We start from the raw sequence: 23,216 nt of genomic DNA, 5'->3' as shown, positions 1-23,216 counted from the left end.
TAGCCCCAGCTTGGCATCAAGAACTCAACGGAAACTGTTCAGCTTCGTACTTTCTTGGAGTTTGATTTGTAATTTGCTGACTCGCTTTGCTGGCCTATTTCTTTCTAGGAAAATCATCCGAGTTGCCGGGTCGACGAACTCGATCAGCTGGTACTCGATTTAGCGAAATTTCCGCTTGGGCCGACATCGACCTTGCGATTGTCTGGGACCATAGCCGGTGAACCGCTCGGTGGCGGCCACTTCCGGTGCAAGCTGCACCTCATGGAACTCCCAACGCCTTTGATTTTTGTCAGCGCCCGCGCCATGCGCGGCAGGCACATTTGAACTGTGTTCGAGGCGGCGTCGCGCGCCGATGGTTCGTTCTGTCATAAAGGTCGCCGCCCATGACCATGGCACCGAAAGCCTCTTACGGCATCAGCCGCCGCGCGCTGCTATTGGGCGCGGCGGCGATTCCGGCCTTGTCCGGAACACTCCTTCCCGCCTTTGCGCCCGCGCAGACCCCGGCTGAGCCGTTGCCGTCGTGGAACGACGGTGCGGCGAAGCAGGCGATTCTCGACTTCGTGCGCACCACGACCGACCGCGCAAGCCCTGGCTATGTCGCCCCGGAGGAGCGGATCGCCGTGTTCGACCAGGACGGCACGCTCTGGGTGGAGCATCCGATCTATACGCAGGTCGCTTATTGCCTCGACCGCGTCCCGGCCGTGGTCGCGGAAAAGCCGGAACTCAAATCAGTCGAACCCTTCAAGACCGTTCTCTCCGGCAACCGGGAGGCGATGGCGAAGCTTTCGCTGCCGGATCTCGAAAAAATCCTCGCCGCGACGCTCACCGGCATGAGCGTGGAGGATTTCGAGGCCGATGTAAAAAAGTGGCTCGCGACCGCCCGGCATCCGCGCTGGAAGCGCCCCTATACCGAGCTGGTTTATCAACCGATGCTCGAAGTGCTGCGCGCTTTCCGCGACAACGGCTACAAGACTTACATCGTGACCGGCGGCGGGCAGGATTTCGTGCGCGTTTATTCCGAGCAGGTCTACGGTATTCCACCCGAGCAGGTGGTCGGCAGCGTGGGCGGGACGAAATTCGGCTATGCCAAGGACGGCAAGCCGTTCCTGACCAAGGAGCCGAAGCTGCTGCTCAACGATGACCACGCGGGCAAGCCCGAAGGCATTCACCTCATCATCGGTCGGCGGCCCTTTGCGGCGTTCGGCAACTCGGTCGGCGACCGGCAGATGCTGGAATGGACCGCAGCAGGCGCGGGCACGCGGCTGAACATGCTCGTGCTGCACGACGACGCTGCGCGCGAATATGCCTACGGCCCGGCAACGGGCCTGCCCGCCAGCAAGATCGGCACCTTCACCCAGGCGCTCTACGACGAAGCAAAGAAGAACAGCTGGCCGGTCATCAGCATGAAGAACGACTGGAAGCGGATCTTTCCGTTCGATTAGCCGTCTTGTCTTGGATGCGCAGCTCTTGGATACGCAGCGCGAGTCGCGGCGGGCGGGTTGCCGACGACAGGAGTTTCATATGCTTCGATCAATGAAGGTCCTGGTGGCGCTCGGCATCGGCCTGGCATCGATGCTCGGTTATGCGGAGGGAGCCAGCACGAAGCCAAATTCCTTGACGGCTATCGACATCGCGCTTGAACCGGACGCGACGATGATTCAGCGGGCCGAGGCCGTCAACGCCCGCCTGCTCAAAGTTTTTCCAAAGGGCTTCGCTCTGGGCGCGACGCACCACCCGCACATCTCGATCCTGCAGCGATACGTACACACATCAGACCTCGATAAAGTCTACGCCGCAGTCGACAGGATTCTGGCCAACGAGAAGGCGGCCAGCTGGAACCTAAAGGCGACCAAATACTATGACATTCCCTGGAAGAACATTGGCCTTGCGGGGATCGTCGTCGAGCCGACGGACGATCTGCTTCGGCTGCAACAAGAATTGATCGACGCAGTTGCCCCTTTCACGACAAAAACGGGCAGTGCCGCGGCATTCGTGACCACGCCGGCGGAACCCGGTATCAACAAGCCGACGATCGACTATGTCGCAGCGTTCGTTCCGAAGGCAACCGGCAAGAATTTCAATCCGCACGTCACCGTCGGCATCGCCTCCCGGGATTACCTGAAGACGATGATCTCCGAACCGTTCGACGCGTTCACGTTCTCGCCCTCGGGAGCGTCCGTTTACCAGCTCGGCGATTTCGGAACAGCCCGCAAGAAACTCAAGGCATGGGAGTTGAAGCCCTAAGGCTCCGGCCTGTTCGAACAGGGCTCGCCCGAATTGTCAGAGATGCAGCCGCAATCGAGTCGATCAGATGATTGCTTTCTTGCGGCGCGAGGCTGACCAACCACGGGTGACGTCTTCGCCGGACAACGCCGCCTCTCAGTAGATTTGCCATAGCCCCGGCGTCGCGAGTTCCAGAAGGTGGCCATCGGGATCGCGGAAATAGATGCTCTTGCCGCCTCTCATCCAGCTCGTGCGTCCCTCGATTGCGACGCCGTGAGTTGTCAGACGCTCCTCCCACGCATCGAGTTCATCCGCATCCACCGCCAGCGCGATGTGCTGGGGCCCGCTTCCGTCATGGGGAGGGATGGTGCCGCCGGGGAGCTCCGTGGGTTCGGTCGAGGCGCCCCGTTGAAACAACAGAAGAACGCTGCGTCCCGCAACGCCGTAGGCGCAGAGCCGTTGATCGGCAAAGAGGGGCTTGAGCTGCAAGACCGTCTCGTAGAAGGCCCGCGCCCGGGGAAGTTCATCCGCATACAAGGCCGTTTCAAGAACTCCGTTCAGACGCGGCATTGAGGGTTCTCCTGCGTGAAAATGCTCACCTGCAAAACGGTATTCAGATCCGCCGCGAAACGCAGCCTGGAAGTGAGAACGTCAGGTTGATCAAGGACCTGCCCGAAAGCAACAGCTGCAACATGGGGGCTTTTACTCGTCTTGAACGCTCCCAAGCGATGCAACGACGATGCGCTTCCGCAACGTCCTTGATCGGTCGAGTGATGATTTAACTAACAAAAACAACAAAATTAGAATTTTATTAACCTTAATGATCTGTTAATTCACTGAACGACAATGCTCCCGCGTCAGGGCACAGGAATAAACAGTGATTCGATGCTGAGGGGCCGCAAGGACAAGAAACATCGTTGCGCCGCCCGTTCCGTGCGACTGAATTTTCTGTCCGCTATTTCCGCCAACGTTTTTGTCCTCACGTATCCTTCCTACGCGCAGGCGCAACAGATCGACGCCGGTTCCGGCGAGACGAAATCTGTCCCTGCCTCGGTCACCACCAATTCCCAACCCGCTCTGCGGGCCCATGACGGCGGTCAGGTTCAGGGTGGGCCGAGCGTCATCACCACCACAGGCGACTATGCGCATGGCGCCCTCGCCGAACAGGCCGGGGCGATTGATCTGGCCTTCGGCTCGATAAACACTGTCGGCCGATCGGCCTTGGGGCTCTATGCGTTTGGCGCCGGCAGCAGCGTGACGAGCAGCACGGATGCGACGACGACGGGAGACGAAGCTCACGCGGTATTCGCGCGGGCCGGCGGCATCGTCAACTTGACCGGCGGGCTCCTGCGGACGTCAGGCTCTTCGGCTTATGGTCTGCTGGCGGACGGCAACGACAGCAAAATCGACAGTCGCGCCATCATTATGGTTTCCGGCCCCAACGCGAATGGCGCGGCTGCGACCAACGGCGGCGTTATTGTCCTCAATGGCGGAACGATCAACGTATCGGGCATCGCGGGATACGGCCTTTATGCCTTCGGCATCGGGAGCTCGATTCGAAGCGCGATCAATGTCACGACGACGGCGGATTACAGTCATGGCGCTTTCGCTCAAGGGGGCGGCGCGCTCAACCTGATGGCAGGGACGATTTCGACCTCCGGCGCGTCCGCCGCCGGGCTTCTTTCGGAAGGGATCGGCACGCGGATTACCTCATCGGCCGATACGTTCACGAGCGGAGCGGATTCCGTCGGCGTCCTTGCGCGATTCTCCGGTTTCACGGAGCAGGCGGGAGGGCTGATCTCGACCAGCGGAGCCAGATCGCACGGCCTGTTATCCACCGGCGCTGGTTCACAGATCAAGAGCGCAGGATCCGTTCGAACAAGCGGCAACGACGCTGCCGGCGCATTCGCCGATGCGGGCGGCTCCGTCATTCTCAGAGACGCTTCGGTCACCACTTCAGGAGCGTCCGCAGCGGGTCTCCTGTCGAATGGAACCAGAAGTTCCATCACAGGCCGCGCGAATGTCAGCACATCGGGTCAGGCGTCCTATGGCGCGCAGGCGGTCAACGCGGGCTTCGTCTCCCTGACGGGCGGCACGATCGCAACCGCCGGAGCATACGCTCAGGGAATCCGCTCCATCGGCAATGACAGCGTTGTCGAGAGCGCGGCACAGGTGACGACCTCAGGCCAGGGCGCTGCGGGTATCGCCGCGCTGTCGGGCGGCACGGTGCGTCTGCTCGGCGGCTCCGTTGAAACGAGCGGGACCGGGGAGGCGATTTATGCCTTCGGTCTCGGCAGTCTTGTGACTGGACGGACCGATGCGGCGACGAAGGCGGACGGAATCGCGGCTGCTCTCGCCGACGGACGCGGCACGATTTCGCTCATCGGCGGCGCGATCAAGACTTCCGGCGTACAAGCACCGGGCCTCGCCGCGACTTATGGCGGCGCACTCTCGGCCAGCAATGTTTCCGTGACGACCACCGGCGCAGGGAGCGCAGGCATGTACGTAACGGCGGCGTCGCTGGAGCTTGAAGGAAGCCGCATCAATAGCAGCGGCGCGGGCGTGAAAACCATCGGCAATGCGTCGGTCGCCATCGGCAATTCTTCGGTAACGAGCGGCGCGTCGATGTTCGACGCCGCCTTCGATCTGGCTGGTCAGAGGGCGACTTTCGACATCCGCGGTTCCAATCTTCTCGGAGTCGGAAGTCTTCTCAACGTGGCGCGCGGTGACAATGGCCAAGACGGCATTGTCACGTTGACGCTCGACGGCAGTGAAGCGACCGGAAATCTTTTGGATCGCGAGACAAGGACATCCGGATATACGAGCGTCGTTTTGCGGGGCGGCTCCCGTTTGACCGGCGGCCTCGACGGTATTCAGCGCCTTACCCTCGATCTCGGAACCTGGTCCCTGGCGGGGCCGGTCAATGTCTCTCTCGTTGAAGTCGGCCCGTCCGGCGGCACGCTCGATACGCCGAATCCGACCATCTCTCTCTCGGCGCCGCTGACGGGATCGGGCGCGCTCAAGAAAACCGGGATCGGGCTGCTCGATCTGACGGGCTTCAGCTCCCTGTCCGGTCCCACCTTCGTTCAAGCGGGGCAGCTCGCAGTCAATGGTTCGCTCGCCAATTCCGCTGTCACGGTCGCCGGCGGCGCGGTCCTGTCGGGGAGCGGAACGATCGGCGGCTTGACGGCGCAGAGCGGCTCAATGATCGCCCCCGGCAACGCGAGCATCGGCACGCTCCATGTCGCCGGCAATGTGCGTTTCCTTCAAGGGTCTGTTTACGCGTTCGAGGCCAACGCCGCCGGCCAATCCGACCGCATTGCCGCCACGGGGCAGGCGATCTTGTCCGGGGGCATCGTGAACGTTCTGCCCGATCGGGGAGCGATCTTTCGCGCCGATAGTCCCTACTTCATCCTGACGGCTTCCGGCGGCGTTTCCGGGACCTTTGAGGGAACGTCGAGCGCCGACTTCGCCTTTGTGACGCCGACGCTCGGTTATACCGAGGACGCCGTGACTTTGACGCTGCGGCGCAAGGCGGATTCGTTCTCGTCGGCGGCGCTGACGAGGAACCAGTATCGAACTGCTGCCGGGATCGAGGCGCTCGGAGCCGGAAACCGGCTCTACGACACCGTCCTGGGCTCAAGCCTGCCCGGCGCCCGTCTGGCCTTCGATGCGTTGTCGGGCGAGGCGCACGCCTCAGCCGTCACCTCCGCCTATGGCGATGCCCGGCTGATGCAGAACGCCATCCTGTCCCGCCTGCGCCAGCCGCTATACGGAAACCCCGCGCGTTTCGTTCAAGGCTTCTACGGAGAGACCTTCGCCGCAGATCGGCCCTGGATGGGCGCGTATCCCGTGGCGGTGGTGGTGCCGGTCGTCGATCCCAACCGCTTCGACATCTGGGGCGAGGGCTTCGGCTCCTGGAGCCGGACGCGCGGGAACGGCAATGCCGCGACGCTCGAGGAATCCACCGGCGGGTTCGTCCTTGGGGCCGATGCCACCCTCAACCAGAAATACCGCATCGGGTTCGCGGGCGGCCTCACGCGGACCTCCTTCGATGTCGACGGCCGCCTGTCCTCGGGGGCGAACGAGAGCATCTTTGGAGCGCTCTACGGCTCGACGCAGTGGCGGGCGGTCAACCTGCGGCTCGGCGCCTCGTACGCGGGTCACGACATCGATACCCAGCGAACCATCACCTTCCCCGGCTTCTCCGATCAGACGAGCGCCTCCTACGATGGCTCGACGGTGCAGGCTTTTGGCGAGGTGGGCTATCGCTTCGATGTCGCCCGCATGCAAATCGAGCCCTTCCTCGGCGCTTCCGTGCTGCGCCTGCACACGAACCGCTTTGTCGAGAACGGTGGGGATGCGGCGCTCACGGGTCTCGCGCGGGACTACGACCTCGCCACGACGACCATGGGCGTGCGCGCCGAGGCTCGCCTGGACAAGAGCCTTCCGCTGGCCCTGCGGGGCCTCGTGGGCTGGCGGCGAGCCTATGGCGATGTGGAGCCCGACGCTCTATTGGCCTTTGCGGGAGGCGCGTCGGCCTTTGCGGTGTCGGGCACACCCATCGACCGGAATGCGCTGGTCGCGGAAGCGGAGCTCAACTGGCAGGCCGGCAGGACCACGAGCCTGGGCATGGCTTATTCCGGCCAGATCGGACCGCGCGCTCAGGATCACGGGTTGAAGGCGAATTTCACCTCGCGGTTCTGAATGGCGCGCAGCGACGAGCGCGTATGACTCACAACAGAAAATGGACTATCTTGGCCTGGCGTATGTGACGTCCCACGAAGACGTTGCCTGCTTTGTGTTTCCGGGATCACGTTGCGGACGCCCTCGTCCGGCGGAAGGCCTGAAATGAGCGAGCGCCAACCCACGGAACTCGGTCGCAGGTGGCTTGGTTCTGGGCAGGCCCGCGGTCCCATGAATCCCATCATCGACAATCCCATCATCGACCCGCGCCTCGGTGATGTGGAGGATGACACCTCCAGCACGAAGCAGCGGTCGCTCCTTGCCATCGCCGGAAGCCTGCTCGCCGAAGTCAACCTGCCGAGGCTCGCACTGGCCTGGATTGTTCTGATCATTCTGCCGGGGATCCTGCTCGGCATTGCTCCCTTGATCGTCTCCGCGTGGTTTGGGTCTCTTTCCCGGGCATTTGCGGCATCGCTCGGGGGAGTGTGGGCCTTTACTCTTCTCGCACTGGCTGTCGGATTCGGATGGCTGGGCGGTCGGCCGCTCGTCCGGGCGGCAGAGCGCGGCTTCTGGTCCCTGAACTCCCTCGCCGTTCAGCCAGGCTATGCCCTCTGTCGCGAAGGGTTGCGGCATCTGGTCGAGCTCAGGCTGGCGCCAAAAGTTGATGCGCGGCGGCTGGAGCGCCTGCGCGCCGCCACGGCGCTCGGTGCCGGATTCGTGGCCTGCGGATTCGGTTTGTGCGCCGCCGCTTTGGCCTGGCCATCGTCACGCTGGATCGGCGAGGTCGTCGATCTCACGACCCCGCACCGACTCATCGTGCCGGCGCTTGCGAACACCATCGTCCTGCTGGGCTCCTATTCGGCGGTTGCCGCTCTTCTCTGGGGCATCGCCGACGCCACGATGCAGCAACCTCGCGACCTGGCGAGCTTCGCCCTGCCGTCGGGCCGTCCAACATGGCGCATCGCTCACCTCTCGGACCTCCATGTGGTGGGCGAGCGTTACGGGTTTCGTATCGAGAGCGGGCGCGGCGGCCCGCGCGGGAACAATCGATTGGCCCGTGTTCTTGCCCGACTGGATGAGATCCACGCGAACAATCCAATCGATATCATTCTCGTTACCGGCGACGTGACGGATGCCGGCCGCTCCGCCGAATGGGCGGAGTTTTTCACGGCGCTCGACCGCCATCCGCGGCTCGCGGAGCGGATGCTTTTGCTCCCCGGCAATCATGATGTGAATGTGGTCGATCGCGCCAATCCGGCGCGTCTCGATCTTCCGCTGAGCCCCGGCAAGCGGCTGCGCCAGATGCGCGCGCTCTCGGCCATCGCCGCGGTGCAGGGGGATCGCGTCCGGGTTGTCGATCCTACGAGCGGACAACTCGGGGACACGCTCTCGGTCGCGCTAGCGCCACACCGCGCCGCGATCGCCGCCTTCGCGGATGCGGGGACGATGCGCCTCTCGTCTGGCCTGGCGAAAATTTGGGCCGAGGCCTTTCCGATGGTGTTGCAGCCCAGCTCAGACGACGGGCTTGGCGTGGTGCTGCTGAACTCGAACGCCGAGACGCATTTCTCCTTCACGAACGCCCTCGGCCTCGTCCCGGCCGAGCAAGCGCATGGTCTCGCGGCCGTTATTTGCCAATTCCCCCGAGCCCGTTGGGTCGTGGCGCTCCACCATCATCTCGTGGAATATCCGAAGCCCGCGAAAGCCTTCTCGGAGCGGATCGGGACGGCTTTGATCAACGGCAGCTGGTTTCTGCGTCAGCTCCGGCCACTTGAAGGCCGCGCCGTCGCGATGCACGGCCATCGCCACATCGACTGGATCGGCGAATGCGGCGGCATCCGCATCGTCTCGGCCCCGTCGCCCGTCATGGAGGCGAAAAACGACGCACCGACGCATTTCTACCTGCACACGCTGGGCGCGGATTCCGGCGGACGGCTCTGTATGATGCCTCCCGAGCGGGTCGACATTGCCGGTGAAACGGCCGCGTCGTGAACGCAGCTGCTACGATTGTCCGGCAAGATTTTTGCCATGCGGTCAGGCTCCTTGCCTTTTGACGGCGGGCGGATGGCGCAGTACACCTAACAGGGCGTGGTCCGACCACGCAGAGGTTTGCTGGATGCCGTCATGAATTCAATGCAACGGCTGGAGCTTCGTCAGGGGCAATCCCTGGTCATGACTCCCCAATTGCTTCAATCCATCAAGCTCCTGCAGCTCTCCCATCTCGAGCTTGCCGCCTATGTGGAAGCGGAGCTTGAGCGCAATCCCTTGCTGCAGGAAGCCGAAGGCCGGAGCGCGGCCGCACGCGCCTCCCCGGCAAAACCAAGCGCCGCCAGCGAGCCGACCACGCCGCGTATCGTTCCCCGCCCGACCCCCGCACCCAGCCCCACTGCCGCGTCAGGGGCTTCCGTGCGCACTTCAGGTGCGGCCGCGAGCGAGCTCGGGGCCGACCTCGAAGCAACCCTCGCCCGCTCCGTCAGCCTGGCCGAGCATCTCGAAACGCAGCTCGATCTCGCGACCGCGGACCCGCAGGCCCGGGCCATCGGCCAGCACCTGATCCACAGCCTCAACGAGGCGGGCTACCTGACCGACGATGTGGCGGAGATCGCCACGAGGCTCCAGGTCGCGCCGCAGCAGGTGGAGGGCATGGTCGCGCTGATCCAGAGCTTCGATCCGCCCGGCATCGGCGCACGCAACCTGTCCGAATGCCTGTCGCTGCAGTTGAAGGAGCGCAACCGTCTCGATCCGGCGATGGAGATTCTCCTCGGCCGCCTCGATCTCGTCGCCAAGCGTGACTTTGCGACCCTCAGACGCCTCTGTGGGGTCGATGAGGAAGACCTCGCCGACATGCTGGCGGAAATCCGCCGTCTCGAGCCGAAGCCCGGTCTGGCTTTCGCGCCAACGCGGGTCGATGTGCTCATTCCCGACGTCTGGGTGCGTCCCGCGCCCGAGGGCGGCTTCATCGTCGAGCTCAATCCCGATACCCTGCCCCGCATCCTGCTCGACCGCTCCTATTACACCCGGGTCGCGCAATCGGTTCGCAACGCCACCGATAAGAATTTCCTGTCGGAGTGCCTGCAAAGCGCAAGCTGGCTTACCCGCAGCCTCGACCAGCGGGCACAGACGATCCTCAAGGTCGCGACCGAGATCGTGCGCCAGCAGGAGGGGTTCTTCCGTGAGGGCGTCGCCGCCCTGCGTCCCCTGACCCTCAAGGACGTGGCGGAAAAAATCGACATGCATGAATCCACCGTGTCGCGCGTGGTGGCCAACAAGGCCGTCGGCACGGCGCGGGGGTCCATTGCGATGAAGTATTTCTTCACCGTCGGCCTCGGCCAAGCCGGTCATTCCGCCGAAGCCGTGCGCCATCGAATCAAGCAGCTCGTCGCGGCGGAAATGCCGGGGGCTGTGCTCTCGGACGATGCAATTGCCCAAAAATTGAAGGTCGATGGCATCGAGATCGCCCGGCGTACCGTCGCCAAGTATCGGGAGATTCTTCAAATTCCCTCATCGGCGGATCGCCGCAGGATGAGGAAGTTCCAGGCGGGGCGCGTGTGAGGCGAAAAGATCGAGGCTTGTATTGAGCGCAGGAAACATCATCATCTGACGTAGCGTCAGGAAATTCGGAAACTGGTGCTCAACAAGAAGCAGGAGGAAGTCGATATGACATTGAGGGTATCCGGTAAGAATCTCGATATCGGCGAAGCCCTTAGGTCCCAGGTCGAGGCGCGTGTGGCCAGTGCCCTGACAAAATATTTCAACGGAGGTTATTCAGGCCATGTGACCGTGACCCGTGACGGCACGGGTTTTCGCACGGATTGCGTGCTCCATCTGGATTCGGGCATGATGCTCGAGGCGACCGGCGCGGCCCAGGACGCCTATGCCAGCTTCGACCAGACCGCCGAGCGCATCGAAAAACGCCTGCGCCGCTACCGGCAGCGACTCAAGGAGCACGCGCCCCAGTCGAACGGCCGCAATGTCAGCCTTCAGGCTCCCGATTCCGTCTTCGAGACGCCGTCAGACGAAGCCGTGGAGGAAGAGGCCTACCATCCCGTCGTCATCGCCGAGACCACGAAGCCGTTGCACCGCTTGTCGGTCAGTGACGCGGTGATCCGGCTCGATCTGACGGGCGCGACGGCCCTCGTATTTATCCACGCTAGCACCGGACGCGTGAACGTCGTATATCGCCGCGGCGACGGAGCGATCGGATGGGTCGATCCGCCGCTGGCCCAACCTTGACGGGCCATGTCCCTTTGGCCTGAGAATTGCTTGGAACGGCGCAAGACCGTATCGGCTTCACAACAGATGCAGCGTGATCGATGCCTTTGCTCGACTTTCTAGACTCCCAGGCCGTGTTGCCGGCGTTGCGCGTCAACGGCAAGAAGCAGGCTTTGCAGGAGCTGGCGGCCCACGCGGCCCGTCTCACCGGTCTCGATGAAGGCACCATCTTCGAGGCCCTTCTGCAACGCGAGCGCCTTGGCTCGACCGGAATCGGCGAGGGAATCGCCATTCCGCACGGCAAGCTCCCGGGCCTGACCAAGATTTTCGGTCTGGTGGCGCGACTCGAGAAGCCCATCGACTTCGAGGCCCTGGACGGGCAGCAGGTCGATATTCTTTTCCTGCTCCTGGCCCCGGAAGGGGCCGGCGCCGATCACCTCAAGGCCCTGGCGCGGGTCGCCCGGGTTTTGCGCGAGCCCGGCCTTGTGGACCGAGTCCGCGCGACGCGGGAAAAGGATGCCCTCTACGCGATCATGACCGAGCTGCCGCAGGCGGCTTAAGGCCGCCTGCCCAACTTTTCTTGTCGTCATTCCCATCCGGTCGACACCGGTGCACCAGTGTCATTCCGGGGCCGCTTAGCGGAGCCCGGAACCCATAGACGCTGGCGAGTCAGGATGAGAGGCGACGGCTGTCGGTGCAGGTTTTTGACAAACTCAGCGTTTATGGGTTCCGGGCTCTCGCTTCGCTCGCCCCGGAATGACGGGAGTGGGCGTCCGCTCCTTAGAAAAGGGGCACGACATCAAGGCTTCGGGGCCATTTCCCAGACGAGCTGGACGCTTGCCGTGTAGCGGATCGTCGCCGGGGGCACGACCGGCACGCTTTCCGCACCCTTGGCCATAGCCAACGACATCCGCATCTCGGGCTGCGGCTCATAAGGCTGAGCCGATCCGTCCCTGATCTCGAGCAAGCGGCCCAGGCCGACGCCCGCCGCGCCGGCATAGACCTCGGCCTGGCGCTTGGCGTCGCGCACGGCGGCCTCGCGGGCCCGGTCGCCGCCCTCTTCCTGCCGGTCGAGACTCCAGCTCACGGATTGGAAGGTCAGGTCGCCGCTGGCGAGGAGCTCGCCGGCGAGACGCCCGACGCCGTCAAGGTCGCGGGTGATGATTCGCAGCTGGTGATTGGCCGAGAAGCGCGGAGCCTTCACCTCCTTGCCGTCCGGTCCGATCTGCTGCGGGGTCTGGAAGACCTGAAAATTCGCGGTCTGGATGTCCTCTTTCTTGATCCCGAGGCCCTGGATACGGGCCAGAACCCGTTCCGTCGCGGTGCGGTTGGCGCTCGCCGCCGCCGCCACGGTGTCGGCCTGGGTGCCAACGGTCACCATGATACGGGCGAAATCGGGCTTGAGTTGAACTTCGCCGGTCCCCATCACGCTGATCGTTGCAACCGGCGGCGGGGCGGTTTCGGCAAAGGCGGGGGTGGCCAGGGTAAAGGCGGCCAAAGCCGCCGCCATAAGGATGCGCATGGTTGGTTTCATCTCCTGGAGCTTGACCATTGAAACACGATCAAGCTCTCGATTTCTTGTTGCCGCATGAGTCCTTGCGAACAACCGGTTCCCGCTTGTTCCGATCATGCTCTCAAACGACTGCTCCGCCCGGAGGCGGAGCAGGAAGGCCCATTGCTATGATCCGGGACGGATCCTGAGCGGCGGATTAACGGCCGGTCTTCACCCGCGTCCACAACCGGGTGACGGTCCGTTGTGCGCGCTCGTCATAGGCGGTGTTGGTGAACAGCCGCTTGAACGTCGCGTCGTCCGGGTAGATGCCCGGATCCTTGAGGATTTCGGGCTTCACGAACTGCTTCGCGGCAAGGTTGCCCGACGCGTAGGAGACAAAATTCGTGTTCATGGCGGCAATTTCGGGGCGCATCATGAAATTGATGAATTCATGCGCCTCGGCCACGTTCTTCGCGTCGGTCGGGATGGCGAAGCTGTCGAACCACATCAGCGCGCCTTCACGCGGGATGATGTAGGAGACCTCGACGCCGTTCTTGGCTTCCTCGGCGCGCTTCATGGCCTGGATCATGTCGCCCGAGTAGCCCACCGCCACGCAGATATCGCCGTTGGCGAGCGCGTTGATGTACTCGGACGAATGATACTTCTGGATATTGCCGCGAATGCGAAACAGGGCGTCGCCGGCCCGGTTCAGATCCTCGGTCCGCTTCGAATCCGGGTTGATTCCGAGGTAGGCGAGCACGCCGGGGAAGAGATCTTCCGGCGAATCGAGCATGTAGATGCCGCAGGCCTTCAGTTTCGAGGAAATCTCGGGCTTGAGCACCAGATCCCAGGTGTTGAGCGGCATGTCGCCGAGGATCGCCTTGACCTTCTTGGCGTTGATGCCGATGCCCGTGGTGCCCCACATATAGTTGACGGCGTATTGGTTGCCCGGATCGAACACGGACAGGCGCTGCGTGATCTCCGGCCATTGGTTGGAGAGGTTCGGCAGCTTCGCCTTGTCGAGCTTCTGGAAGATCTTGGCGCCGATCAGGCGCTGCAGGAACGGTCCTGAGGGGACAACGATGTCGTAGCCCGACTTGCCTGCGAGCAGTTTCGTCTCGACGATCTCATTGTTGTCATAGGTGTCGTAGACGACCTTGATGCCGGTCGTCTTCGTAAACTCGTCCAGCGCCTTGGGGTCCACGTAATCGGACCAGTTATAGACGTTGACGGTACGCTGCTGAGCGGACGCGGCGGTCACGAGGCCAAGGCTGAGGATGGCTGATACGAGAGTGCGGATCATCGCAAGCGGAACTCCCAAGGGGTTAGAGACCTCGAGAGGCTAAGAGGTTCCGCGAAAAGAAACAATGTTGAAGAGGGGCGCAAAACGGTGCTCCCCAAGGGGTTTTTGCTCAGGCTGCCTTTTTGGCCACTTTCGCCAGCCGCTCGAGCCCGGCGTCCAGGGTCTCGTCCTTCTTGGCGAAGCAGAAACGCACCACGTTCTTCACCGCGCCTTCCGCATAAAAGGCCGAAACCGGGATCGCCGCGACGCCGAAATCCGTCACGAGGCGGCGGCAGAAGGCGACATCATCCGTCTCACCCAAAGGCGCGATGTCGATGTTGAGAAAGTAAGTGCCCTGGCTGGGGATGACGTCGAAACCCAGGGTCTTGAGCCCCGCCGTGAAGCGGTCTCGGCTGCGGGTGAAATCGCGCCGCATGGTCTCGAAATAACCGTCGTCCTTCCCCAAGCCGTAGGCCACGGCGGTCTGGAGGTTGGGAGCGGTGGTGAAGGTGAGGAATTGGTGGGCCTTCGCCAGCACTTTCATCAGATGCGGCGCGGCGCAGACGAAGCCAACCTTCCAGCCGGTGAGGCTGAAAATCTTGCCCGCCGAGCCGATCTTCACCGAGCGGTCGCGCATGCCCGGAAGACCGAGCACGGTCTGATGGCGGCGTCCGTCGAAAACCACATGCTCCCACACCTCGTCCGAGATGACGATGGCGTCGTAGCGGCGGCAGAAATCCGCAAGCAGAGCAAGATCCTCGGGCGAAAAGATCGTCGCCGTGGGGTTGAGCGGGTTGTTGAACAGAACCGCCTTGGTCTTGGGCGAAAACGCCTTGGCGAGTGCCTCCTCCGTCAGCCGGAAATGCGGCGGCTGGAGCGTCACGAATTTCGGAATGCCTCCCGCCAGCCGCACCAGCGGCAGATAGGCGTCATACATGGGCTCGAACAGCACCACCTCGTCGCCGGGCTCGACCAGGGCGAGGATCGCTCCGGCGAGCGCCTCCGTCGCGCCCGACGTCACCATGACTTCGCTCGTCGGGTCGAGATCGACGCCCTGCCAGCGCTTGTAATGGGCGGCGATGGCCCCGCGCAGCTCCGGCAACCCCATCATGGGCGGATATTGGTTGTAGCCGTTGAGCACCGCATCAGCGGCTTTTCGCCGGACGTCCTCGGGGCCGGGATCGTCGGGAAAACCTTGGCCGAGATTGACCGCGCCGGTCTCCCGGGCAAGCCCCGACATCACCTCGAAGATGGTGGTGGGGATGTTGGCGAAGATCGGGTTCATGCCGCGCTCCGGTCTGGCGATGGCGTTTGGTTGACCCGGTTCGTAGCACGGAAGACGGACAAGATCGAACCGACATTCTCACGCTTCGTCACGGCCGAGCCCTCCGCCGTCATTCCGGGGCGAGCGGCAGCGAGAGCCCGGAACCTATAAACACTGACGGTTCCGGAGAATGCCAAGCGGGAGCGGATACCTCGTCCTGCCCCGCCAGCGGCTATGGGTTCCGGGCTCGCCTGCGGCGCCCCGGAATGACGAAGAAGGGAGCGTTGCGACAGGGGGTGAAGTGCGGGCGCTAGCGATGGCCAAAGGTGACTCCCGCCCCCACACTTGCTATCGCGGAGGCGGAAGCAACCTATCCGGCGCATGTCCCGTACACCCTCGCCTTTGAACCTCGGCCTGGCGGCCCTGCTCGCGATGCTCGCCATCGCGTCGCTCGCCATCGGCCCCGCCCCGATTTCGCCCTTGATGGCGGCGAAGGCGCTTGTCTCGGATCAGGGCTCGGCGAGCATCGTCGTGCGCGAAATCCGCCTGCCGCGCACTCTGCTCGCGCTCATGGTCGGCTGGATCTTCGGGCTCACGGGGGCGAGTTTGCAGGGGCTTTTGCGCAATCCACTCGCCGACACGGCCGTGTTCGGCGCGCCCCAGGCTGCCGCTTTGGGAGCGGTGATCGTGCTCTATTTCGGCGTGGTCGGGGCCTTGTCCTGGGTGTTGCCGATCGCCGCCATCATCGGCGCGCTTCTTTCCATTGCGCTCGTGGTGACGGTCGCGGGCCGCAACGCGACGGTCGTGGTGCTGGTTCTCGCCGGGCTTGCGGTCGGAAGCCTTGCGGGCGCGGGCACGGCGCTTGCCATCAGCCTCTCGCCCAACCCGTTCGCCGTGACCGAGATCGTGTTCTGGCTTCTCGGCTCCTTCGAGGACCGGTCCAGCACCCATGTCGTTCTGGCGCTCCCCTTCATTGTCGTTGCGTCCTTGATGATCCTCTCCGCCTCGTCCGGCCTGCGGGCCCTGGCACTGGGGGAGGAGACGGCCAGGAGCCTTGGAGTGAATATGCCCCTGCTCAGGCTTCTGATCGTCGGGGGCGCCGCCGTCGGTACGGGGGCGTCGGTGGCGGTCGCGGGCTCCATCGGCTTCGTCGGCCTCGTCGCCCCGCATCTGGTGCGCCCCTTCGTCGGCTACGACCCCGCGCGGACATTGCTGCCAGCGGGCCTCATCGGGGCAATCCTTCTGCTCGCTGCCGATTGCGCGGTGCGGCTCATTCCATCGAGCGTCGAGGTCAAGATCGGCGTTCTGACCGCGCTCCTCGGCGTGCCGTTCTTTCTCTGGGTCATCGCGAGGCGAAAGGCCGAGCTTGCGGAGACCCCCGCATGATGCGCCTTGCCGCAACATCCCTCTGTGTCGATCTCGGACGCCGCCGGGCGCTGGACGCCGTCGATCTGATTCTGGGACCGGGACGCCTGACCGTCATCGTCGGCCCCAACGGGGCGGGCAAGACGACCTTGTTGCGGGCGCTGGCCGGGTTGATTGCGCCCGCCGCGGGCCATGTCACGCTCGACGGCGCACCCGTCGTCCGGATGCGCGCGTCCGAGCGGGCCCGGACCATCGCCTATTTGCCGCAGGGCGGCAGCGTCGCCTGGCCCCTGCCGGTGACGAACGTCGTCGCCCTGGGCCGTTTGCCGCACGGCGAACAACCCGATTCTCTGTCCGCCGCCGGGCGCGAGGCTGTGGCGGATGCCATCGCGGCGGCCGACCTGAAGGGTTTCGAGGACAGACCCGCGACCGAACTCTCCGGCGGCGAGCGCGCGCGCGTGCTCCTGGCCCGGGCGCTGGCGACGAAGGCTCCCGTGCTCCTGGTGGACGAGCCCGTCGCCGCGCTCGACCCGCGCCATGAGCTCACGGTTCTCCAGGTCCTGAGAGCCCACGCCAAGGCCGGTGCGAATGTGGTCGCCGTCATGCACAACCTGACGCTCGCGGCCCGTTTCGCCGACGCGATCGTGCTTCTCGACCAGGGCCGGGTCCAGGCCCATGCCGCTCCGGCCGAGGTGTTCACCGAGGCGCAACTGGCCGCCAGTTTCGGCATCCGCGCCCATGTTTCCCATGCGGAAGGCGGCCTCGTGGTGGTCGCGGAAAGCGCGCTGCCGGAGCCCCGATAACCGGCTCTTGGAGCACAAGACCGCAGCCTACCTCAGATTGACAAAGGCAAAAGCGCGGCTGATACCGCCTTTCGCAAGGTGGCAGGGCCTATGAATCGCCAGGATTTCAAGAAAACACTCATCATCTTCCATGATCTCGTGATGACGGCGGTCGCCGTCATGGCGACGTTCTTCGTGCGTTTTGAAGGATCTCTTCTTCAGGAACGCATCAGCCATCTGCCGCTCTTCCTGCCTCCCTTCGTGGCCTTCGCGGGCGTGGTCTACTGGTTCTTCCAGCTTTATCGCTCGAAGTGGCGCTTTGCCTCGCTGCCCGATCTGTTCAATATCTTCCGCGCGACGAGCGTTTTGGCCCTGACGCTGCTCGTCATCGACTACATCCTGGTCTCGACGCAGCTCTCCAGTCTCTTCTTCGGCAAAATCACGATCGCGCTGTACTGGCTGATCCAGATGTTCCTTCTGGGCGGTCCGCGCCTGGCCTTCCGGTATGTAAAATACGCCCGTTCCCGCAATACGCTGGAGCGGGACGCCAACACCCCGATCCTGCTGCTCGGACGCGGCACCGACATCGAGGTGATGTTGCGCGCCATCGAGACCGGGACCGTCAAGAAGCTTCAGCCGAAGGGCGTTCTGTCCTATCGCGCCGACGACCTCGGCCAGTCGATCCGCGGCGTGCCGGTGCTCGGCACCTTCGTCGATCTCGATCAGGTCATTCAGGACTTCCAGGAGCGTGGCACCCCGATCCGCCGCCTCGTCGCGACCCCGAGCGCGCTGGCTCCCGAGGCCCATCCGGACATGCTGATCGCGCGCGCCCGACGCCTCGGCCTGCCGCTGGTGCGAGTCACGAGCTTAGGGGAAGGCATGCGCGACGCCGAACTCGCGCCGCTCGAAATCGAAGACCTGCTCCTGCGCCCGACGGTGCAGATCGACCGGCAGCGGCTGGAGCATTTCATCCGCGGCAAGCGCGTTCTGGTGACGGGCGGCGGCGGCTCCATCGGTTCAGAAATCTGCAACCGTGTCGTCGCCTTCGGGGCGAGTGACCTCCTCATCGTCGAATTCTCCGAGCCGTCCCTGCACGGCATTCTGGAAAATCCGAGCATCCTGGCGAGCGACACGAAGGTGGACGGCGTCATCGCCGATGTGCGCGACCGCGACCGCATCTTCGACGTCATGAACGAATTTCGCCCGGACGTGGTGTTCCACGCCGCAGCCCTCAAGCACGTGCCCTATCTCGAGAAGGATTGGACCGAGGGCATCAAGACCAACGTGTTCGGCTCGGTGAACGTGGCCGATGCGGCGGTCGAGGCGGGGGCAGGCGCCATCGTCATCATTTCGACCGACAAGGCCATCGATCCGGTCTCCATGCTCGGCGCGACGAAGCGCCTGGCCGAGATGTACGGGCAGGCGCTCGACGCGGAATTCATGGGCCGCAACGGCGCGACGCGCATCATCGCCGTGCGGTTCGGCAACGTGCTCGGCTCGGTCGGCTCGGTGGTGCCGAAATTCAAGGCGCAGATCGCGCGCGGCGGGCCGGTCACCGTCACCCATCCCGACATGGTGCGCTATTTCATGACCATGCGCGAAGCGGCCGATCTGGTGCTCACCTCCGCCTCTCACGCGGATGACGAGGGCCGGCTGCAGACGGACGGGGCCAACAACGATGAGCGCGCGTCCGTCTATGTGCTCAAGATGGGCCAGCCGGTGCGCATCTATGAACTCGCCGAGCGCATGATCCGTCTCGCGGGCTTCGAGCCGGGGGAAGACATCGAGATTTCCGTCACCGGCACGCGCCCCGGCGAGCGCCTGCACGAAATCCTCTTCGCTCGCGAGGAGCCGCGCGCCGAAATCGGAATCGACGGAGTGATGGCGGCAAAGCCCGTTTTTGCCGACCGCGCCAAGGTCGATCGCTGGCTTGAGACTCTGGTCGAGACCCTGGCTGCGGGCGACCGCAAGGCGGCGGAGCGGGTGTTCGAGGACGCGATTCCCGAATTCAAGCGCCGCGAGCAAGCTCCCGAGCCAGCTGCGCCAGCGCGTCTCGCGTCGCGGTAACCGGCTCCCAGCCAAGCTGGTTCAACGCCTTCGGGCTCGCGACGAGCGAGCCCGCGAGCCGCTCATAGGCTTCCGTCCGCCCCGTGAGCGCTGCCGCGCCTTTCAAGAAAAGCGACGGCACCGGGATCAACCCCGGACTACGCCCGAGACCGGCGCGAAGGGCGGCCACGATCTGCGGCACCGTCACCGGCTCCGGATCGGCCACGATGAAGGGCCGCCTGAGAGGTCCTTGCGCCTTCAGCACCGTGTCCACCGCTGCCGCCAGATTGTCGAGCGAGAGCAGCGAGCGCTCAGCTTTGAGCCCGCCGAGGGGCAGAGGCCAGCGCGACTGCGCGAGCGCCAACAGCGCCGCCATGTTGCCCTTCACCCCAGGCCCATAGACGAGCACCGGCCGCAAAGCCGCCCAGTCGATCGACAGCGCGCTCAATCCCTGTTCGGCTTCAAGCTTGGAGCGACCATAGGCATCGGTGGGGCACGGCTCCTGGTCTTCGGTCAGGACGATTGCGGCCGTCGGTCCGCTCTGGGCGCGGATGGAGGAGAGGAAGACAAAGCGTTTCACGCCCGCCCGCTCCGCTCCTTGCGCCAAGGCGATGGTGCCCTGCGTGTTGATGGCGCGGTAATCGTCTTCCGGCCGTCCCGACATGGCATGAGCCAGGCCCGCCGAATGGATCACCGCATCCACGTCGCGCAAGGCGGCTGACATGTTCTGCGGCGAGGCGATGTCGCCGATGACCGCGCTCGACGCGCCCGGTGGCACCTCCGAGGGACGGCGCAGCAGCACGCGCACCCGATAGCCGCGCTTCGGCAACTCGCTGAGCAGATGACGGCCGATGAAGCCGGTCGCACCGGTCAGCGCAATCAGGGGAGCGTTCATCGCGAAACCTCCGGGCGGCGTGTCGAGAAATGCCTGAGCAGCAGACTGACGAGAGCGACGCCCGCGACCAGACTCGCCGCCTGGGCAAGAGCGGACGGCCAGATGATCGTCACCGCCGCGAGACCGCCAAGCATGATGTTGAGCGCAAAGACATGCCCGCTCACCGACAGGGCCGAGAAGCCGTTATCGGTGGCCCGCTGGTAGAAATGGCTGCGATGGGCCTCCCACACTTTCTCGCGTCGCGCCAAGCGCCGCAGCAGGGTTATGGTGGCATCCATCAGGTGATAGAGCGGCAAAAGGATCGCCGCCGCCAGCGCACCGGTCCCGGCGAGTTGCAGCAGCAGCCAGCCGACCAGCAACCCGATGGGGAGCGAGCCGACATCGCCCATGAAAAGGCGGGCAACCGGCTTGTTGAAAGGCGCGAAGCCGAGAAGCGCGCCGCATAGAGCGGCGGCGGCGAGGGCCGCCAGCGGCGACAGCGGGCCGAACACACCGAGGAGCGCCAGAAAAGCGGTGATCGGCACCATTTCGGCCACGGTGATCCAGTCGAGTCCATCCATGAAATTGACGAGGTTCACGAACCAGACCCCGGCCAGGATGAGGAACGCGCGCTCAAGACCGAGAGGAATAGCGTCGGGGAAAACGCGCGCGTCACTCGTCAGCACAACCGCCGCCACGGCGATGACCTGAAGCGCAAGGCGCGGTCCTGCCGGCAGCGGGCGGATGTCGTCGATGGCCCCCACGAACGCCAGCACGATCGTCGAGGTTGCGAGGATCGCAAAAGTGCTTGAGGAGGCTCCCAGAGCGGCGGCCACCGCGATCAAGACGATCACGGTCGCGACGATGATTGCGATGCCGCCCCCTTGCGGCGTCGGCACCTTATGGCTGGAGCGCGCGTTGGGACGCGCCAGGGCGTAGCGGATCAGCAGCGGCTTCAAGACGACGATCAGCAGAGCCGACAAGGCAGCCGAGGCGATGAGAACGATAGACAGAGTGATGAGAATCGGAAGGTGAGCGGAGATCATGTCAGGCGCCGTGGTAAGTCTTGTACCACGCCACGAAGCGGCGCACCCCCTCCTCCAGGGAGATCGAGGGCGCGAAGCCCACGTCGCGGCGCAGATCCGAGACGTCGGCGCGGGTTTCCAGCACGTCGCCGGGAGGCAGGGGCTTGTCGACCCGGATCGCTTTTCGGCCGAGCGCATCCTCGATGAGCGCGATGAGGCGGTTCACCTCTTCCGGGTTGTCGTTGCCGATATTGTAGACCCGGTGCGGCGCGGCGCTGGTCGCCGGATCGGGGTTTTCAGCGTTCCAGGCCGGATCGGGTGAGGCCGCCCTCCCGACGAGGCGCACGATGCCTTCCACGATGTCGTCCACATAGGTGAAGTCGCGCCAGACCTTGCCCGCGTTCGCGACCTGAATCTCGCGGCCCTCGGCGATGGCGCGGGTAAAGGTGTAGACCGCCATGTCCGGCCGTCCCCAGGGGCCATAGACCGTGAAGAAGCGAAGCCCGGTGGAGGGCAAGCCGAAGAGATGGGCATAGGAATGCGCCATCATCTCGTTCGCCTTTTTCGTCGCGGCATAGAGGCTGATCGGGTGGTCCGCCGCGTCGTGCTCCGAGAACGGCAGCTTGCGGTTCGCGCCATAGACCGAGCTCGACGAGGCATAAACCAGATGCTCGATGCCGCCATGACGGCAAGCCTCGAGCATGTTGGTGAAGGCGACGAGGTTGGACGTCACATAGGGCTGCGGATCGACGAACCGCACGCCGGGCTGTGCCGCGAGGTGGATCACCCGCTTGAACCGATGGCGCTGGAACAGGTCTTTGGTCGCCTGCGCGTCGGCGAGATCGAGGCGCTCGCCGAGAAACGTGTTGTGCGGGGTCAGGTTGGCGAAGCGGGCCTCTTTCAACGCCACGTCGTAATAAGGCGTGAAGCTGTCGACGCCGACTACATGGTGGCCTGCCTTCAGGAGGCGCTGCGCCACGTGGAAGCCGATGAAACCGGCCGCGCCCGTGACGAGGATGGGAGCTGACATTGAAGAAGACCCGCGTCTGTTAGATCGCGGGCACCTTAGCGGCCTGCATCCGATCCGCAACCGCTTCCCTAGCAGGAGCAAGCGCGATGCCCTGGCGCTCGCGGGCAATGAAGGCTGTCGGCATCACGGCTTGCATCTCCTTCTCGGCGGCTTTCAGGAACGCGTCGTCGTGGCCGGGATAGAGATGGAAGATCGCCAGGGCCTTCACCCCGGCGGCCTGGGCGAGTTCGACGCCCTTCTGCCAGGTCGAATGACCCCAGCCCTGGCAATGACTGTATTCCGTGTCCGAGAACATGCCGTCGTAAATCATCAGGTCGGCGTTGCGGATGAAAGCGGCGAGGCCCTGATCCGGCCAAGGGTCGCTATGCTCCACGTCGCTGATGTAGCAAACGCTTCTGCCTCGGTGATGGAAACGGAAACCGGTCGCCCCGCCCGGATGATTCAAAGGATGGGTTCCGACGCTGATGCCATCGTCGAAAGTCAGGGTTTCACCCGCCTTGAAGCCGTGATGCTCGAATCGGGTCGGAAGCTGTTCGAGGCGGATCGGAAAGAGCGGAGGCGAATAGAGCCGGTCGAGCGAGGCCTTGGCGCTTTCACCGTCGAGATTGCCGCAATACGTGCGGACAACACGGTCCTTGCCGAGCAGCGCCGGCTTGAAGAACGGCAGGCCGCTCACATGGTCCAGATGCAGGTGACTGAGAAGAATATCGACCTTCGCCGGGGCCGCAGCGCCGAGTGAGGCCCCCAAGGCGGAGAGCCCGGTTCCGGCGTCGAGGATGAAAAGGCGCTCGCCGCACCGCACCTCGACACACGGAGTATGGCCGCCGAACTCGACGAATTGCGGGCCTGACGCACAGGTCGAGCCACGGACCCCCCAGAATCTGATCTGGAGCGCGTCAACCGATGCAGCTCGCCTAGTCATTTTAGCATCATCGCCA

At 64.2% G+C, this 23,216-nt stretch carries 18 protein-coding genes; 10 read left to right on the top strand and 8 right to left on the bottom strand.

What is annotated here, in order from left to right; genetic code table 11:
* Positions 1-383: 383 nt before the first annotated feature.
* Both I2H38_RS07710 and I2H38_RS07705 read left to right on the top strand, forming a co-directional pair.
* Entirely contained in the window at positions 384-1,442 is a 1,059-nt protein-coding gene (locus I2H38_RS07710; RefSeq protein ID WP_196271225.1) for an HAD family hydrolase, read from the top strand.
* 79 nt (positions 1,443-1,521) lie between these two features.
* Positions 1,522-2,244 (top strand): hypothetical protein, encoded by a 723-nt coding sequence (locus I2H38_RS07705; protein ID WP_196271224.1) that lies wholly within the window; start codon positions 1,522-1,524, stop codon positions 2,242-2,244.
* Positions 2,245-2,379: 135 nt separating this feature from the next.
* On the opposite strand, the gene I2H38_RS07700 is transcribed toward I2H38_RS07705, so the two are convergent.
* On the bottom strand, positions 2,380-2,793 hold the full coding sequence (locus tag I2H38_RS07700) for a VOC family protein (RefSeq protein WP_196271223.1): 414 nt from the start codon (positions 2,791-2,793) through the stop codon (positions 2,380-2,382).
* Between the two features lie 315 nt (positions 2,794-3,108).
* Here I2H38_RS07700 and I2H38_RS07695 point away from each other — a divergent pair, with 315 nt between their 5' ends.
* The 5 genes from I2H38_RS07695 to ptsN all read left to right on the top strand — a co-directional run bounded on the left by I2H38_RS07695 (position 3,109) and on the right by ptsN (position 11,678).
* Entirely contained in the window at positions 3,109-6,930 is a 3,822-nt protein-coding gene (locus I2H38_RS07695; RefSeq protein WP_196271222.1) for an autotransporter domain-containing protein, read from the top strand.
* A 210-nt stretch (positions 6,931-7,140) separates the two neighbouring features.
* A complete protein-coding gene (locus I2H38_RS07690) occupies positions 7,141-8,898 on the top strand; it encodes a metallophosphoesterase family protein (RefSeq protein ID WP_196271221.1) in 1,758 nt (585 codons plus the stop codon).
* Between the two features lie 132 nt (positions 8,899-9,030).
* A complete protein-coding gene (gene rpoN, locus I2H38_RS07685) occupies positions 9,031-10,458 on the top strand; it encodes an RNA polymerase factor sigma-54 (protein ID WP_196271220.1) in 1,428 nt (475 codons plus the stop codon).
* Positions 10,459-10,563: 105 nt separating this feature from the next.
* The gene (gene hpf, locus I2H38_RS07680) at positions 10,564-11,139 is read left to right on the top strand and encodes a ribosome hibernation-promoting factor, HPF/YfiA family (protein ID WP_196271219.1); all 576 of its coding nucleotides are present in this window, start codon (positions 10,564-10,566) and stop codon (positions 11,137-11,139) included.
* 80 nt (positions 11,140-11,219) lie between these two features.
* A complete protein-coding gene (ptsN, locus tag I2H38_RS07675) occupies positions 11,220-11,678 on the top strand; it encodes a PTS IIA-like nitrogen regulatory protein PtsN (RefSeq protein WP_196271218.1) in 459 nt (152 codons plus the stop codon).
* Between the two features lie 239 nt (positions 11,679-11,917).
* Here the strand turns inward: ptsN and I2H38_RS07670 are convergent, their stop codons facing one another.
* The 3 genes from I2H38_RS07670 to I2H38_RS07660 all read right to left on the bottom strand — a co-directional run bounded on the left by I2H38_RS07670 (position 11,918) and on the right by I2H38_RS07660 (position 15,177).
* The gene (locus I2H38_RS07670) at positions 11,918-12,640 is read right to left on the bottom strand and encodes an SIMPL domain-containing protein (RefSeq protein WP_196271217.1); all 723 of its coding nucleotides are present in this window, start codon (positions 12,638-12,640) and stop codon (positions 11,918-11,920) included.
* Positions 12,641-12,827: 187 nt separating this feature from the next.
* Positions 12,828-13,913, bottom strand: coding sequence for a polyamine ABC transporter substrate-binding protein (locus I2H38_RS07665; RefSeq protein ID WP_196271216.1), 1,086 nt, complete (start codon positions 13,911-13,913; stop codon positions 12,828-12,830).
* A 109-nt stretch (positions 13,914-14,022) separates the two neighbouring features.
* Positions 14,023-15,177 (bottom strand): aminotransferase, encoded by a 1,155-nt coding sequence (locus I2H38_RS07660; RefSeq protein WP_196271215.1) that lies wholly within the window; start codon positions 15,175-15,177, stop codon positions 14,023-14,025.
* 360 nt (positions 15,178-15,537) lie between these two features.
* Between I2H38_RS07660 and I2H38_RS07655 the strand changes: the two genes are divergently transcribed.
* The 3 genes from I2H38_RS07655 (at position 15,538) to I2H38_RS07645 (ending at position 19,370) form a co-directional block, all read left to right on the top strand.
* Positions 15,538-16,542, top strand: a complete 1,005-nt coding sequence (locus tag I2H38_RS07655; protein WP_196271214.1) for a FecCD family ABC transporter permease — start codon at positions 15,538-15,540, stop codon at positions 16,540-16,542.
* Positions 16,539-17,324, top strand: a complete 786-nt coding sequence (locus tag I2H38_RS07650; RefSeq protein WP_196271213.1) for an ABC transporter ATP-binding protein — start codon at positions 16,539-16,541, stop codon at positions 17,322-17,324. Before I2H38_RS07655 ends, I2H38_RS07650 begins: the two co-directional genes overlap by 4 nt.
* 90 nt (positions 17,325-17,414) lie before the next feature.
* Positions 17,415-19,370, top strand: coding sequence for a nucleoside-diphosphate sugar epimerase/dehydratase (locus I2H38_RS07645; RefSeq protein ID WP_196271212.1), 1,956 nt, complete (start codon positions 17,415-17,417; stop codon positions 19,368-19,370).
* Here the strand turns inward: I2H38_RS07645 and I2H38_RS07640 are convergent.
* The 4 genes from I2H38_RS07640 to I2H38_RS07625 are packed head-to-tail and all read right to left on the bottom strand — an operon-like array spanning position 19,312 to position 23,200.
* On the bottom strand, positions 19,312-20,244 hold the full coding sequence (locus I2H38_RS07640; protein ID WP_196271211.1) for an NAD-dependent epimerase/dehydratase family protein: 933 nt from the start codon (positions 20,242-20,244) through the stop codon (positions 19,312-19,314). The two genes, I2H38_RS07645 and I2H38_RS07640, sit on opposite strands and share 59 nt — an antisense overlap.
* Complete coding sequence (locus I2H38_RS07635) at positions 20,241-21,269, bottom strand: MraY family glycosyltransferase (protein ID WP_196271210.1); 1,029 nt, start codon at positions 21,267-21,269, stop codon at positions 20,241-20,243. The genes I2H38_RS07640 and I2H38_RS07635 overlap by 4 nt, the downstream gene beginning before the upstream one ends.
* Before the next feature lies 1 nt (position 21,270).
* Positions 21,271-22,278, bottom strand: coding sequence for an NAD-dependent epimerase (locus I2H38_RS07630; RefSeq protein WP_196271209.1), 1,008 nt, complete (start codon positions 22,276-22,278; stop codon positions 21,271-21,273).
* Positions 22,279-22,297: 19 nt separating this feature from the next.
* Complete coding sequence (locus I2H38_RS07625) at positions 22,298-23,200, bottom strand: MBL fold metallo-hydrolase (protein ID WP_196271208.1); 903 nt, start codon at positions 23,198-23,200, stop codon at positions 22,298-22,300.
* Positions 23,201-23,216 lie beyond the last annotated feature (16 nt).

The sequence above is a fragment of the Microvirga alba genome, assembly GCF_015694465.1.
Taxonomy (GTDB): domain Bacteria; phylum Pseudomonadota; class Alphaproteobacteria; order Rhizobiales; family Beijerinckiaceae; genus Microvirga; species Microvirga alba.
The sequence above is the reverse complement of the archived record's forward strand: the minus strand, read 5'-3'. Positions and strand labels throughout refer to the sequence as shown.